Annotated in this window: 11 protein-coding genes; 7 read left to right on the top strand and 4 right to left on the bottom strand. The window is 67.7% G+C overall.

Annotated elements, in window-relative coordinates:
* Nucleotides 1-1348: methyl-accepting chemotaxis protein (locus tag E4L98_RS00820; RefSeq protein ID WP_167761239.1), on the bottom strand; the 1348-nt coding region annotated here is incomplete at its 3' end.
* Nucleotides 1349-1446: 98 nt separating this feature from the next.
* Nucleotides 1447-2919 carry an aminotransferase-like domain-containing protein gene (locus tag E4L98_RS00815; RefSeq protein ID WP_135199668.1) on the bottom strand — a complete coding sequence of 491 codons (1473 nt, stop codon included), beginning with the start codon at nt 2917-2919 and terminating at the stop codon, nt 1447-1449.
* A gap of 154 nt (nt 2920-3073) precedes the next feature.
* Between E4L98_RS00815 and E4L98_RS00810 the strand changes: the two genes are divergently transcribed.
* The 5 genes from E4L98_RS00810 to E4L98_RS00790 all read left to right on the top strand — a co-directional run bounded on the left by E4L98_RS00810 (nt 3074) and on the right by E4L98_RS00790 (nt 9307).
* A complete protein-coding gene (locus E4L98_RS00810; RefSeq protein WP_135199667.1) occupies nt 3074-4549 on the top strand; it encodes a sensor histidine kinase in 1476 nt (491 codons plus the stop codon).
* The gene (locus E4L98_RS00805; protein WP_135199666.1) at nt 4536-5165 is read left to right on the top strand and encodes a response regulator transcription factor; all 630 of its coding nucleotides are present in this window, start codon (nt 4536-4538) and stop codon (nt 5163-5165) included. The genes E4L98_RS00810 and E4L98_RS00805 overlap by 14 nt, the downstream gene beginning before the upstream one ends.
* A gap of 116 nt (nt 5166-5281) precedes the next feature.
* On the top strand, nt 5282-5683 hold the full coding sequence (locus E4L98_RS00800; RefSeq protein ID WP_135199665.1) for a response regulator transcription factor: 402 nt from the start codon (nt 5282-5284) through the stop codon (nt 5681-5683).
* Nucleotides 5684-5689: 6 nt separating this feature from the next.
* Nucleotides 5690-7618 carry a putative bifunctional diguanylate cyclase/phosphodiesterase gene (locus E4L98_RS00795; protein ID WP_135199664.1) on the top strand — a complete coding sequence of 643 codons (1929 nt, stop codon included), beginning with the start codon at nt 5690-5692 and terminating at the stop codon, nt 7616-7618.
* Nucleotides 7619-7636: 18 nt separating this feature from the next.
* Nucleotides 7637-9307 carry a methyl-accepting chemotaxis protein gene (locus E4L98_RS00790; protein WP_135199663.1) on the top strand — a complete coding sequence of 557 codons (1671 nt, stop codon included), beginning with the start codon at nt 7637-7639 and terminating at the stop codon, nt 9305-9307.
* Between the two features lie 91 nt (nt 9308-9398).
* On the opposite strand, the gene E4L98_RS00785 is transcribed toward E4L98_RS00790, so the two are convergent.
* On the bottom strand, nt 9399-10394 hold the full coding sequence (locus tag E4L98_RS00785) for a zinc-dependent alcohol dehydrogenase family protein (protein WP_135199662.1): 996 nt from the start codon (nt 10392-10394) through the stop codon (nt 9399-9401).
* Between the two features lie 134 nt (nt 10395-10528).
* On the opposite strand from E4L98_RS00785, the gene E4L98_RS00780 reads away from it, so the two are divergent.
* Nucleotides 10529-11446 (top strand): LysR family transcriptional regulator, encoded by a 918-nt coding sequence (locus tag E4L98_RS00780; protein ID WP_135199661.1) that lies wholly within the window; start codon nt 10529-10531, stop codon nt 11444-11446.
* On the opposite strand, the gene nfsB is transcribed toward E4L98_RS00780, so the two are convergent.
* A complete protein-coding gene (gene nfsB / locus E4L98_RS00775) occupies nt 11433-12086 on the bottom strand; it encodes an oxygen-insensitive NAD(P)H nitroreductase (protein ID WP_135199660.1) in 654 nt (217 codons plus the stop codon). The two genes, E4L98_RS00780 and nfsB, sit on opposite strands and share 14 nt — an antisense overlap.
* Before the next feature lie 249 nt (nt 12087-12335).
* Here nfsB and E4L98_RS00770 point away from each other — a divergent pair.
* A partial coding sequence (locus E4L98_RS00770) for a hybrid sensor histidine kinase/response regulator (RefSeq protein ID WP_135199659.1) occupies nt 12336-15184 on the top strand: 2849 nt, incomplete at its 3' end.

Genomic DNA, 15184 nt, shown 5'->3' with positions numbered 1-15184 from the left:
GGCCGACGCTGTCGACGATGTCCTGCATGGCCGCCGCGGCCGCGCGTACCTGCTGGTCGCCGGCGCCGGCCTGTTCGACCGCCGCCTTGATCAGCGCACTGATGTCGCGCGCGGCGTCGGCCGAGCGGTGCGCCAGCTGACGCACTTCGCCGGCCACCACGGCAAAGCCGCGTCCCGCTTCGCCGGCGCGCGCCGCTTCCACCGCGGCGTTCAGGGCCAGGATATTGGTCTGGAACGCGATGCCGTCGATGATGCCGATGATATCCGCCATCCGCGTCGCCGAGGCGCGGATGGTTGCCATGCGTTCGGTGACCGCCGCCACCGCCACGCCGCCCTTGCCGGCGGCGGCGCTAGCCTGCTGCGCCAGGCCGTTGGCGCGCGCCGCATGGTCGGCGTTCTGCTGCACGGTCACGGTCAGTTCCTCCATCGCCGCCGCCGTCTCCTGCAGGCTGGCGGCCTGCTGCTCGGTGCGCCGCGACAGGTCCTGGTTGCCGCTGGCGATTTCGCCGGAGGCGGCGGCGATCATGGCAGTGTCGGTGCGCACCTGCGCCACCAGTCGGCCGAGATTCTCACGCATGTGTTCCATCTCGTACAGCATGCTGCCGCGGTCTCCCTGGCGCAGGACGATGGCGCGGGTCAGGTCGCCGTCTGCGATGCTGGCGGCGGTGCGCGCCGCCTGATCCGGCTCGCCGCCGAGGTCGCGCCGCAGGCGGCCGATGATGGCGGCGGCGACGGCGATGGAGATCAGCAGCGCGGCCAGTCCCAAACCCAGCATCATGATGCGCGTGTCGTTGTAGGCTTGCGCGGCCTGTTCGCGCGCTTCCTTCATCAGGCCGACCTCGTTGCCGATCTGCGCCGCCAGGGTCTCGCGGCACAGGGCCAGCATCGGCTTCACCTGCTCGTTCAGGTAGTCGCGCGCTTCGGCGTCGCGGCCGGCCTGCACCAGCGCGATCAGCCGGTCCTGGCCGACAGTGTAGTCCTGGTAGGCGGCAGCCACCTTGCGCAGCGACGCGCGGCCTGCCGGCGTCGTCACGCGCCGGTCCAGCTCACGGATACTGGCCGCGGCGCTGGCGCGGTAGTCGCGAATGTTGTCGAGCTGGTGCCGGCGCACGGCCGGATCGCCGCTCAGCATCAGGTTGCGCAGCGAGACGGCGATATCGGTCACGCGCAGGCGCAGGTCGGTGGCCAGCTCGATCTTGGGCCAGCGGTCGTCGGCCATGGCGGCGGTGGCGGCGTTCAGCTTGGCCTGTTCGGTCAGTCCCAGCGCGATCACTGCGGCGAGGAACAGGCAAATCAGGCCGAAGCCTGTCATGAGCAGATTGGCAACCTTGATACGGGCGGTTTTCATGGGAGGCGATGGTTGATGCACGCGGGGAGCGCGCGGCCGCGCCGGCATCGCATCGCCGGCATGATCGCAGGTTACGGCAGGGGAGGGCGGCGCCTGGGTTACAGATGGGCGTTTTTGCGGGGAGTACAGTTGGTGGCGCGTGGTATCAGTTCGCCGGTCAGCAGACCCAGGGTGCGCACCGCCGCCTCCACCTCCGGCGTCCACGGATAGCTGTAGTTCAGACGGATGCAATGCTGGAAGGCGTCGCCGGTGGCGAAGATATTGCCGGCGCCGACGCTGATGCCGCGCTCCTGCGCGCGCGCGTACAGCTCCAGCGCCAGTACGCCGTCCGGCAGGTTCACCCACAGCACGTAGCCGCCCACCGGCGCGGTGACGCGCGTCCCGGCCGGGAAGAAGCGCCGCACCGCCGCCGCCATGATGCTGGCCTGCTGGGCGTAAGCCTTGCGCACCTTGCGCAGGTGATAGTCGTAGCCGTCGTTCTTCAGGTACTCGGCGATGGCCAACTGCGGCAGCGCCGGGGTGTTGAGGGTGTTGAGGAACTTGAGCTTTTCCACCTGCGCGCGGTAGCGGCCGGGCAGCGCCCAGCCGATGCGGTTAGCCGGACTCAGCGTCTTGGAAAAGGAATTACAGTGCAGGACCAGGCCATCGCTGTCGTAGTTCTTCAGACAGGACGGGTGGACGTCGCCGTAATACAGCTCGTGATAGACGTCGTTCTCGATCACCGGCACCCGGTGTTTGACCAGCAGGCCGACCATGGCGCGTTTGCGCGCGTCGCTCATCATGAAGCCCAGCGGGTTCTGGAAGTTGGGCATGACCACGCAGGCCGCCACGCCTTGTTCGACGATGGCGCGCTCCAGCGCCGCCAGGTCGATGCCATGCGCGGGATCGGTGGGAATCTCCACCGCGTGCATGCGCATGCGCTCGATCGCCTGCAGCACGGCGTAATAGGTCGGGCTTTCGACCGCGATGGCGCTGCCCGGCGGCGCCACCGCCTGCAGGCACAGATTGAGCGCCTCGGTGGCGCCGGTGGTGACGATAATTTCGCCGGCGTCCACCGCCAGGCCGTTTTCCAGGTGACGGCGGGCGATCTGGCGTATCAGTTCCGGGTTCCCGGGCGGCAGGTCGGCGGTCATGCCCAGCTGGGCGACGCGGCGCGACAGGCTGTTGGCGTACTGGTTCAGGCGCGCCCACGGGAAGATGGACGGGTCGGGATAGGGGGAGCCGAGCGGCACGCTGCCCTGGTTGATCGAGCGCAGGGTGGTCAGCACCAGTTCACTGCTGTCGATGCTGCCGCCGCGCGCCAGCTCGGCCGGCGCCGGCGGCGTCTCGACGGAGTCCGCGGCTGGCGTCGCCGGCAGCGCCGGTTTGCGCCGCACGAAGTAGCCCGATTGCGGCCGGCTCTCGATCAGTCCCTGGCTTTCCAGCAGCAGGAAGGCGCGGATCACGGTGGAGACGCTCAGGTTGTGATGCTGGCTGGTCTGCCGCACCGAGGGGATTCTTTCGCCCGCGCGGATCACCCCCTGGGCGATCTGGCCGGCGATGTCGGCGGCCAGGGTTTCGTACAGTTTCACGGTCTCTCTCCCGCAGATCAATGTGGCCAGCGTAGCGGAATTGCGGCGTGGGCGGCACTATACCTGGGTTTAACCCATACATCAGTATAGGGTTCAGGTGGTCAAAATCACACTATAATTGAGGCGATTGCCACTATAACCCATAAGGATAGGCATGTTTAGGGTTCCCCGCACTCCCTGCATTTCCGCGCTGCTGGTCGTTCTGATGTTGTTGATCTTCGCGATCGACACCTTTTCCCCGCTCGACATGGCGATCGCCGTCATGTACGTGGTGGTGGTGCTGCTGTCTGCCAGCGTGTGGGAGCGGCGCGGCGTGCTGCTGGCCGCCGGCGTCTGCCTGGCGCTGACGCTGTTGTCGTATTTGCTGACGCATACCGAGATCTTCAACGGCGCGCCGTTCTCGCCGGCGGCGGTGGGACGCCTGCTGGTCGGGCTGCTGGCGATCGTCATCACCTCGTTCCTGGTGCTGCGCGGCCAGGCCGCCACCAATGCGTTGATCGCGCGCGAAGAGGCGTTGCGCCGCAGCGAGGCTTTCCTGGCCGGCACCCAGCGCATCAGCAAGACCGGCAGCTTCAGTTTCAAGGCGCCCGGCGGCGCCATGTTCTGGTCGGACGAGGCGGCGCGGATCTACGGCTATCCGATCGACGTGGACCCGACCATGGAGCGCATCCTGGCGCATACGGCGCCGGAAGACCGCCACCTGGTGCAGGCCGCGATCGAGCAGTCGCTGCGCTGCGAGGACGAAATCGAACTGCGCCACCGCCTGCTGCTGCCGGACGGCGAGCTGAAATACGTGCATGTGCTGTCCAAGCCGCGCCACAACCGCGACGGCGAGTGCGAGTATCTGGGCGCGCTGACCGATGTCACGGCGGCGGTGCTGGCCGAACAGGCGCTGCACCGCTCGCAGGTGCAACTGCAGCACGCCACCCGCGTCACCATGCTGGGCGAGCTGGCGGCGTCCATCGCGCACGAAGTGAATCAGCCGCTGGCGGCGATCGCCACCAACGGCGAGGCCTGCCTGCGCTGGATGAACCGGCCGCAGCCCGATCTCGACGAGGCGCGCGCCTCGGTCAGCGCCATCCTCGAGGCCAGCGCCCGCGCCACCGGCGTGATCAAGCGCATCCGCGCGCTGGCGCGCCGCAGCGAGCCGCAGCACCTGCCGCTGGACCTGCCGGCGCTGGTGGAGGAAAGCGTGGACCTGGTGCGGCGTGAGCTGAACAACCATCACGTGGCGCTGATGCTGGGCATGGAGCCGGCGTTGCCCGAGGTGCTGGGCGACCGCGTGCAGCTGCAGCAGGTGATCATCAACCTGCTGATGAACGCCATGCAGGCGATGGCAGCGTGCCCGCCCGGCCAGGCGGTGCTGACGGTGCAGGCGCAGCGTCTGGCCGATGGCACGGTGCAGGTCAGCGTCAGCGATTCCGGCCCGGGCATCCCGGCGGCAGTGGCGCCGCGGCTGTTCGAGCCATTCTATAGCACCAAGGAAGACGGCATGGGCATGGGCCTGCCGATCTGCCGCTCCATCATCGAGACCCACGGCGGCCGTATCTGGGTCAAGCAAAGCGCGCCGGACAGCCCCGTGGCCGGCGCCACCATCCTGTTTTCGCTGCCTGTCCATGACGCCAATTGATTATTCCGACGCGCTGATTTACATCGTCGACGACGAGGAACCGCTGCGCAACGCCATTTCAAGCCTGCTTCGCTCCGTCGGCCTGCAGGTGGCCGCGTATCCGTCGGTGGCGGCGTTCCTGGCCCAGCCGCGGCGCGAGGTCACCAGCTGCCTGCTGCTGGACGTGCGCCTGCAAGGGGTCAGCGGCCTCGATTTTCAGGCCGAGCTGAATCGCGACGGCGTCGCGCTGCCGATCATCTTCATGACCGGCCATGGCGACATTCCGATGTCGGTGCGCGCCATGAAGGCCGGCGCGGTGGATTTTCTGGCCAAGCCGTTCCGCGACCAGGATCTGCTGGACGCGATCCACGCGGCGCTGGCCGCCGACCGCGAACGGCGCCGGCGCGACCAGGCCAAGGACGGACTGGCGGCGCGCTACGCGACGCTGACGCCGCGCGAGCGCGAGATCATGGCGCTGGCCGCGCGCGGCCTGATGAACAAGCAGATCGCCGGCGAGGTGGGCACCAGCGAGATCACCGTCAAGATCCACCGCGGCAACGCCATGCGCAAGATGGAGGCGCGCACCTTCGCCGACCTGGTGCGCATGGCCGAGGCGCTGGGACTGGCCAAGGCCTAGCCCAAGGTGTTCGCGGCCTTATACCCATGTATGATTTCGCTACCATAGCCTGACCTGTATCGTACTCCCATGCGCTGGACGGCCGCGTATTCGCCGTCAGAACCAGGGAGTCACCAGTGTCTTATCCGGATCCACAATTTTGCAATATCGCTATCGTCGATGATGATGCGGCGGTGCGTGTCGGTTTGCGCAGCCTGCTGCGTTCCTACGGCTACGAGGCCCAGGTCTACGATTCCGCGCTGGCCCTGCTGGCGTCCGGCGCGCTGGGCGACTATCACTGCATCGTCACCGACCTGCAGATGCCCGGCATGAGCGGCATCGAGCTGCTGGAGCGACTGCGCCGCGACGGCAATCCGCTGCCGCTGATCCTGATGACCGCGTTTCCCGAGCCGGCGCTGTGCAAGCGCGCGTTACAGGCCGGCGCCTCCTGCTTTCTGAGCAAACCCTTTGAAGCGAACCAGCTGCTGCGCTGCCTGTCGCAGGCCGGCGGCAGCCTCCCACCCCACGCCCAGGAGTAAACCGCCATGCAACATACCACCAGCAGTTCGCGCCGATTAATCTACGTTATGCTGCTGCTGGTGATCATCGCCAGCGTCACGCTGTCGGTCGTCATGGAGCGCACCGCGCACAATATCCGCCGCAACGAGACGCCGCTGCTGAACTCGACGATTCCGCAGATGCGCTACCTGGGCGATTTCGAGAGCGCGCTGCTGCGCTACCAGCTGGCGCTGGACAAGCGCTACACGGAGTCGATCACGCCCGAGCGCTTCGAATTTTTGGAAAGTATGGGCCGCAACGAGCTCGATGCCACGCTGGCGCAGCTGCGCCCCAGCCTGGGCGACGGGCCTGAGCTGGCGGCGCTGCGCGCCGGCTACCAGAGCATCATCGGCATGACGCCCGAATTCGAGCGTAACGTCGGCCTGCATCCGGCCGCCGCGCGCGCGGTGCTGATCCGCATGAACGACGAGGTCAAGCTGCTGCGCACCCGCGTCGACAATCTGCAGCAGCGCGTCGAGGACGAGCTGTATGCCAACGGCTCGATGGCCAACCGCGCGGTCGGCTGGATCACGGGCCTGGTGCACGTGTTCGACGTGTTCGCGCTGCTGACTTGCGTGTTCATGCTGTACCACGTGCGGGCCCGGGTGCGGGTGGAGGATGAGCTGAGCCACCAGGCCAGCCACGATCCGCTCACCGGTCTGGCGCACCGCCGCAGCTTCGAGGCGCGCCTGGCGGCGCTGCCGGAGGAGCCGCACGTGGTGGTGCTGGGCACCATCGACCGCTTCTCGCGCATCATCGGCGGCTTCGGCCACGCCTTCGGCGACCGCATCATGGTCGGTCTGGCGGCGCGCATTCGCGGCGCGGCGGAACGCAGCGGCGGCGAGGTGTTCCGCCTGGACGGCGCCAACTTCGCCATCCTGTACCGCATGGCGTGCGACACCGAGGCGTTTGCCGCCGCGCTGTCCGGCCTGCGCGACGAGGTGCGCAATCCCTACGATTGCGAGGGCCACGAAATCTTCACCACCCTGAGCCTGGGCGCGGTCAGCTATCCGCTGCACGGCGGCAGCCCGGATGCGCTGCTGCGCAATGCCGACGCCGCGCTGCAGGCGGCGCGCAAGGCCGGCGGCGACCGGCTGGTGGTGTACTCGCAGCAGCTGAACGCGGAGGCGGGCGAGCGCCTGGACATGGAATCGCTGCTGCGCCACGCGGTGGAGCGCGGCGAGCTGGAACTGCATTATCAGCCGCAGCAAGCGCTGCACGACGGCGCCCTGATCGGGTTCGAGGCGCTGCTGCGCTGGCGCCGTCACGGCAAGCTGATTTCGCCGGCCGATTTCATTCCGCTGGCCGAGGAATCGGGGCTGATCGTCCCGATCGGCAGCTGGGTGCTGGAAGAAGCCTGCCGCCAGATCAGCGTATGGCAGGCCGAGACCGGGCAGCGCGTCAGCATCGCGGTCAACATCTCGCCGCGCCAGTTTGCCGCGCCGGGCTTTCTGGCGCACCTGGAAGACCTGCTGGCCACCAGCCACGTCGATCCGGCCTGCCTGGAACTGGAGATCACCGAGAGCGTGATGGTGGAGGACGCGGAAAGCGCGATCGCGCTGCTGCACCGCCTGCGCGCGCTGGGCTTGCGCCTGGCCATCGACGATTTCGGCACCGGCTATTCCAGCCTGGCCTACCTGTCGCGCTTCCCCATCCACAAGCTGAAGATCGACCAGTCGTTCGTGCGCAACATGCACGCGGTGAGCGAGCAGGCCGCCATCGTGCAGGCCACCATCAGCCTCGGTCACAGCCTGGGGCTGACCGTGATCGCGGAAGGGGTGGAGTCGGAAACGCAGCGTGCCATGCTGAGCGTGTGGCGCTGCGACGAAATCCAGGGTTATCACTACAGCCGTCCGCTGCCGGCGGCGTCCGCGCTGCATTTTCTGGAAGGCAGCCTGCAGCTGCAAGCCGCATAAATCATTCGGGAGATCGCCATGAACCTGTTTCACAATCTGAAGATCGCCAACAAGCTCAAAACCGTGGTCGCCGCCGTGCTGGCGCTGATGATGGCGCTGGGCGTGTTTTCCGTGTTTCAGCTGTACGAGCTGGATCGCGTGACCAACGAAATCGACCAGCGCTGGGCGCCCGGCGTGCGCAATGCGCTGGACATCAAGTATGGTCTGACGCGGTTCCGCACCTTTGAGCTGTTCCACGTGGTGTCGACCGAACCGGACATCCTGCGCAAGTACGAGCAGGACATGGAAAACCAGATGCGGCAGGTGCGGCAGTCGCTGGCGGCATATGCGGCCCAGCCGCGTGGCGCGGCGGAACAGGACATCCTCGCCCGGCTGCAGGTCTCGCTGAACAATTACGGTGGCGCCGTGCGCCAGGTGGTGGGCCTGTCGCGCCGCGGCGACGACGTCAGCGCGCTGGCGGTGGTGCGCGGCGAATCGCGCAAATACGACTTCGAGGCGATGGCGCTGATCGACCAGCTGGTGGCGATCAACGAGAACGGCAGCGCCGAGGCGGCGCGCTCGGCCGACCGCACCTATCGGCACGCGCGCCACCTGATCTTCGGCTTCATGGGCGGGGCGTTGATTCTCGGGCTGCTGCTGGCGGCTCGCGTGGCGAAGATGATCTCGGCCCCGCTGGCGCGTGCGGTGGAGGCGGCGCGGCGCGTGGCCGATGGCGACCTGCGGGTGGAGGCCGGCGCCTCCAGCCGCGATGAAACCGGCGAACTGCTGCGCGCCATGCAGCAGATGAGCGTCAACCTGCAGCGCATGGTGGCACAGGTACGCAGTGGCGCCGACACCATCGCCAGCGCCTCGGCGCAGATTTCGGCCGGCACCGGCGACCTCGCACAGCGCACCGAAAGCGAAGCGGCCACGCTGGAGGAAACCGCCGCCACGGTGGAACAGCTGACCACCACCGTCGGCCACAATGCCGACAAGGCGCAGCAAGCCTGTAAGCTGATGGAGCAGACCGCCGCCGTGGCGCGCGAGGCGGAACTGGCGGTAGTGGCGGTCACCCGCAACATGACGCGCATCAGCGCCTCGTCGCGCCGCATCGGCGATATCGTCGGCCTGATGGACGACATCGCGTTTCAGACCAATCTGCTGGCGCTGAACGCGTCGGTGGAAGCGGCGCGCGCCGGCGAGCATGGGCGTGGCTTCGCCGTGGTGGCCGGCGAGGTGCGCGCGCTGGCCCAGCGCAGTGCGCAGTCGGCGCGGGAAATCAAGGGATTGATCGCGCAGTCGCTGACGGAGGTCTGCAGCGGCGGCCAGGCGGTGCGGGAAGCCAGCGCCACCATCGACGATGTGGTGCGGGGCGTGCGCCGTGGCGCGGCACTGATGGGCGATATCAGCAACGGCACCCGCGAGCAAAGTCTGGGGCTGCAACTGGTCAACCGCACCCTCAACACCATGGACAGCGTGACCCAGCAGAACGCCACCCTGGTGGAGGAGTCGTTGGCCGCCATCGTCTCGCTGCGGGAGCAGGCCGAGTGCCTGGCGCGCAGCGTCAGCCTGTTCAAACTGGCCGGCGCCGAGCGCGCGGACTTGACGGTGATCGATTTGCCGCCGGCGCCGGCGGCCAGAAAGAGCGTGCGACCTGCACCGGCCGCCGCGGTGGGCAGCAGCCTGAATTACGTTGCCGGACTGGTGTAGTGCCGGGTATATACAGGCCCGGACCTATCTCGGAGGAATTACTTTATACCTATCCCCCGGGGTGTATGCTCTCCCTGCAGAGCTTGGCTTGTCAGGCCCCGGCCACTTCCACCACCACCTTGCCGCGCGCGGTACCTTCGAGGAAGGCCTTGTGTGCGGCACCGACGCTGTCGGCGCTCAGGCCATAGCGGGTCGGGTCGAGGTTCACTTTCAGCTTGCCGGCGGCGATCAGGGCGCTGGCTGCGCGCATGATGTGGCCGTGGTTGTCGCGGCCGGCGCCGGTCAGCAGCGGCATCAGCGTGAACACGCCGGAATAGGTGGCGGCGCGGAACGACAGCGGCGCCAGCGCGTGGGTGCCCCAGCCCAGGCAGCTCACCACGTGGCCGTGGTAGCGGCGCGCGGCCTTGAACGAGGCGTCCAGCACGGCGCCGCCGACGGTGTCGTAGACCACATCGAAGCCCTCGCCGCCGGTGTGCTGGCGCACGTAGTCATCCACGCTGGTGGACTGGTAATCGATGAAGGTGGCGCCCATCGCTTCGATCGCCGCGCGCTGGCCGGCGCTGCCGGTGGCGTAGACCGTCGCGCCCAAGGCCACCGACAGCTGCACCGCCATGTGACCGACGCCGCCGGCGCCGCCATGCACCAGCACCGTCTTGCCGGCACTGAGTCCGGCGCGGTCGACGAGGCCTTCCCAGGCGGTGATGAAGATCAGCGGCAGCGCGGCGGCTTCGCGCATGCTCAGGCCATCCGGCATGTGCGCCAGCAGGCGCGCATCGACGGCCGCATACTCGGCCAGCGAACCCTGCACGCCGCCGACGCCGCCGGTCATGCCGTACACGCGGTCGCCGCGCGCAAAGCCCACGACGCCGGCGCCGACGCTGTCCACCACACCGGCCATGTCGATGCCGAGGATGGCCGGCAGCACGGCGCGGGCGTGATCGGCCTTGCCGGCGGCGATCTTGGTATCCAGCGGATTGACGCCGCTGGCGTGCACGCGCACCAGCACCTGGCCGGCGGCGGCGGTGGGGCGGTCGATTTCCTGTTGGCTCAGCGGGGCGCCGAAGGCGGTCAATACGATGGCTTGCATGATGTGGACTCCTTGTTGGTTGATGGAGTCATTCTGACGCAGGGCCGCCGGCGGAAAAACCGGGCAGGCTGGCACGCAGTATCCCTGAATCGTGAACAATCCGGCTAGAATGTGCCGATTCAAGGAGACGGGATATGGACCGGCTGGACGCCCTGAAGGTTTTTTGCGCGGTGGTCGATGCCGGCGGCTTCAGCCGCGCAGCCGCCAAGCTTGGCATTTCGACATCATCGGTGACGCACCAGGTGGGCGTGCTGGAAGCGCACTTCGGCGTCAAGCTGTTGAATCGCACCACCCGCAGCATGTCGCTGACCGACGAGGGGCGCCGCTGCCTGGAACAAGCGCGCCGCCTGCTGGACGAGATGGAGGAGCTGGAGTCGGCCCTCGGCGATACCCTGCGGGCGCCGCGCGGCCTGCTGCGGGTCGACATGCCCGGCATCGTCGCGCGCACCATCGTCGCGCCGGCGCTGCCGCGCTTTCTGGCGGCGTATCCTGAACTGAGCGTGCGTCTGAGCGCCAACGACCGCCTGATCGACATGGTCGACGAAGGCGTGGACGTGATGCTGCGCATCGGCCAGCTGCCCGATTCCGCGCTGGTCGGCCGCAGCGTCTTCAAGAACCGCTTCATCTGCTGCGCGTCGCCGGCCTTCATCGCCCGCCACGGCCAGCCGCGGCATCCCGATGAACTGGACCGGTATCCCTGCCTGAACTTCGTGTTCCCCAGGGCGCGCCAACTGCGGCCGTGGAGTTTTCAGCAGGACGGCCAGACGTTCACCACCACGCCGCGCGGCGCGGTGGCGATGGACCACGTGGAATCGCTGATCGAAATGGCGGTGCAGGGCGGCGGCATCGTGCAGCACATGTCGGTGTCGCTGCTGGCGCCCCTGCGCAGCGGCGCGCTGGTGCCGCTGCTGCAACCGTGGCAGGCGGCCGCGCCGGACATCTCCATCCTGTACCCGCAGCGTCAGCAGCGCGCCGCCAAAATCAAGGTCTTCGTCGATTTCATCGAAGACCTGTTCCGCGATCTGGCCTTGCTCGACGTTACAGCAGCGTGAACACCGTCTCGCGCGGCAGGCGCGATTTCGGCAGCCCGGCGTTGAAATCGCCCTCGGCGCGGTAGCCGAAGCTCAGCACCACGGAGCTGGTCAGCCCTTTTTCGCGCAGGCCGAATTCCTCGTCCAGCGCCTTGGTGTCGATGCCTTCCATCGGCGTGGTGTCGATGCCCAGCGCGGCGGCGGCCGTGATGGCGACGCCCACCGACAGGTACACCTGCTTTTCCAGCCAGTGCGCCACGTCGCGGCCCTGGAACCGGTGCAGGTTGATGAAGGTGCTGCGGCCCTTGGCCGAATTCTGCCGCGCCGTGTCGTCCTTGAAGCGGCCGTCGCTCTGCTCCTGCTCCAGCAGTTGCCGCTGGTAGTGCTCGTCGGCGTCGATGCGGGTGCAGAACAGGATCACGTGCGAGGCCTTGGTCACCTTCTGTTCGTTGAAGGACAGCCAGCCCTGGGTGCCCTTGGCGATGCGCGCCTTGCCTTCCGCCGTGCTGGCGACGATGAAGTGCCATGGTTGCGAGTTCACCGAGGAAGGGCTCAGATGCAGCGCGTCGAGTATCTGCTGGAAGTCTTCCTCCGGCACCTTGCGGCTGTCGTCGTAAGCCTTGGTGGAATAGCGTTGTCGGGCGGCGGCCACGATGTCCATATTGCTTGCCTTTCTGCTTGGTTGATGGTCAACTGCCAGTGTGCCGCCATTCGCGCCGCCGCGCCAGCCCCAATTCGGGCTACCCCGCGCGCCGCGCTCAGGTGCGTGCGCTCTCTCGAGGAATATCGATTTAACCTGTCAATGAGAATGATTCGGATTGCCGTTATGGTGGCGGAAATATATAGCGCCGGCAATGAACAATTGTCGCAAAGTGCCATTTCGGCCGTGCCGCATCGCTATAATGGTCAAATGAACTTTCCATTTCTCCAGGGCGGCGGCCAACTCGCACACATCATTGCAGCCTACGACTGGAGCAGCACCGCGTTGGGGCCGATGGCCGGCTGGCCGCAGTCCCTGAAAACCACCATCGCGCTGGTTTTGCGCTCGCCCGCGCCGATTGTCACCCTGTGGGGTCAGCAGGGTGTGATGATCTATAACGACGCCTATTCCGTGTTTGCCGCCGGCCGCCATCCGGCATCGCTGGGCGCCAATGTGCGCGAGGCCTGGCCGGAGGTGGCCGACTTCAACGACCACGTGCTCAAGGTGGTGCTGGCTGGCGCATCGCTGTCCTACGTCGACCAGGAACTGACCCTGCATCGTTCGGGCAAGCCGGAACAGGTGTGGCTGAACCTCGATTATTCGCCCATCACCGACGAGGCGGGGGTTCCGGTCGGGGTCATGGTGGTGGTGGTCGAAACCAGCGCCAAGGTCAAGGCCGAGCGCCGCTTGCGCAACGAGGAGGAGCGCCTGCGCACCATGTTTGAACAGGCGCCCGGCTTCATGACCATGCTGTCCGGGCCCGATCATGTGTTCTCGATGACCAACCACGCGTACGCGCAACTGATCGGCCACCGTCCGGTACTGGGTCGGCCGCTGCGCGAAGCGCTGCCGGAAGCGGCGGAGCAGGGCTTTGCCGACCTGCTGGACCGGCTGTACGCCAGCGGCGACAGCTGGTCCGGCTACGCGGTGCCGTTCACCGTGGACGCCGGCGACGGCTCGCCGCCGCGCGAACGCTTCCTGGACTTCGTCTACCAGCCGGTGCGCGATGAAAGCGGCGCGGTGCTGGGCGTGTTCGTCCAGGGCGCCGACGTCACGGACCGGGTGCAGGCCGAGAACCTGCTGCGCGCCAGCGAAAACACCTTCCGCACGCTGGCGCAGACCATGCCGAGCCAGGTGTGGACCGCCGGCAGCGATGGCCGCGTCGACTGGTTCAACGACCAGGTGTACCGCTACGCCGGCGTGCCCCAGGGCCAGCTGGACCGCGAGCGCTGGCGCCAGCTGGTGCACCCGGACGACCTGGAACCGGCGTCCGCCGCGTGGTGGGCCGGCGTCGAGGCCGGGGTCGAAGCCGGCGCCACCTACGAGACGGAATTCCGCATCCGCCGCGCCGACGGCGCCTGGCGCTGGCACCTGGTGCGCGCGCTGCCCATCATCGACGACAACGGCGCGGTGCAACGCTGGATCGGCACCAACACCGACATCCAGGACCAGAAGTCCACCGCCGCCATGCTGGCGCGCCAGGTGGCCGAACGCACCGCGGAGCGCGACCGCATGTGGCGCTATTCCACCGACGTGATGCTGGTGGCGGAACTGGAAGGCTGGATCAGCGCCATCAATCCGGCGTTCACGCGCCTGCTTGGCTGGGAAGGACCGGCAGTGGTCGGCACCTCGCTGTACGCGCTGGTGCATCCGGACGACCTTGAAGCGACAAGAGCCGAAATGGCGTCGCTGGCCGGCGGCCTGCATACCTTCAAATTCGAAAACCGCATGCGGCGCAAGAGCGGCGGCTACGCGATTGTCTCGTGGACCGCGGCGCCCGACGCGCGCTTCATCCACGCCGTCGGCCGCGACATGACGGCCGAGCGGGCGGCGGCCGAGGAAATGCGCCGCACCGCGCTGGCGCTGCAGCAGGCGCAGAAAATGGAGGCGATCGGCAAACTGACCGGCGGCGTGGCGCACGACTTCAACAACCTGTTGCAGGTCATTTCCGGCAACCTGCAGCTGCTGGCGGCCGACGTGGCCGGCAATCCGCGCGCCGAACGGCGGCTGGACAATGCGCTGGGCGGCGTCTCGCGCGGCGCGCGGCTGGCCAGTTACTTGCTGGCCTTCGGCCGGCGTCAGGCGCTCGACCCGCGCGTGGTCAAGATCGGCCGCTTCATCGCCGGCATGGAAGACATGCTGCGGCGCAGCCTGGGCGAGGAGATCGAGGTGGAGATGGTGATTTCCGGTGGCCTGTGGAACACGCTGGTCGACACCACCCAGGTGGAAAACGCGGTGCTCAACCTGTGCATCAACGCCCGCGACGCCATGGACGGCGCCGGCCGCCTGACCATCGAGGTCGGCAACGCCGCGCTGGACGACGCCTACGTCGCCGACTATCCGGAACTGAAGCCAGGCCAGTACGTGATGATCGCCGTCAGCGACACCGGCAGCGGCATGACGCCCGAGGTGCTGGAGCAGGCGTTCGATCCGTTCTTCTCGACCAAGCCGGAAGGCAAGGGCAGCGGGCTGGGACTGTCGATGGTCTACGGCTTCGCCCGGCAGTCGGGCGGCCACGTGAAGATCTACAGCGAGGTCGGCAACGGCACCACGGTCAAGCTGTATCTGCCGCGCTCACTGGACAGCGAGGACGCGCCGCTGCCGCCGGAAAGCCGGGCCGTGATCGGCGGCCGCGAGACCATCCTGGTGGCCGAGGACGACGAGGGCGTGCGCGCCACCGTGGTGGAGATGCTGAGCGAGCTCGGTTACCACGTGCTCAAGGCCGGCGACGCCGCCGGTGCGCTCAGCATCGTCGACAGCGGCATGCAGATCGACCTGCTGTTCACCGACGTGGTGATGCCCGGCCCGCTGCGCAGTCCCGACCTGGCGCGCAAGGCGCGCGAGCGGCAGCCGGGGATGGCGGTGCTGTTTACCTCCGGCTACACCGAAAACGCCATCGTCCACGGCGGCCGGCTCGACCCCGGCGTCGATTTGCTGGGCAAGCCGTACACGCGCGAAGCGCTGGCGCGCAAGGTGCGGCATGTGCTGGCCAACGCCCGCCACAAGGCGGAGCAGAGCGCGCAGCTGGCGGCGCGCCGCGTTGCCGTCCCGGCGCCGGC

The organism is Duganella callida, assembly GCF_004614165.1.
Taxonomy (GTDB): domain Bacteria; phylum Pseudomonadota; class Gammaproteobacteria; order Burkholderiales; family Burkholderiaceae_D; genus Rugamonas; species Rugamonas callida.
This window is presented reverse-complemented; position numbering and strand designations above follow the sequence as displayed.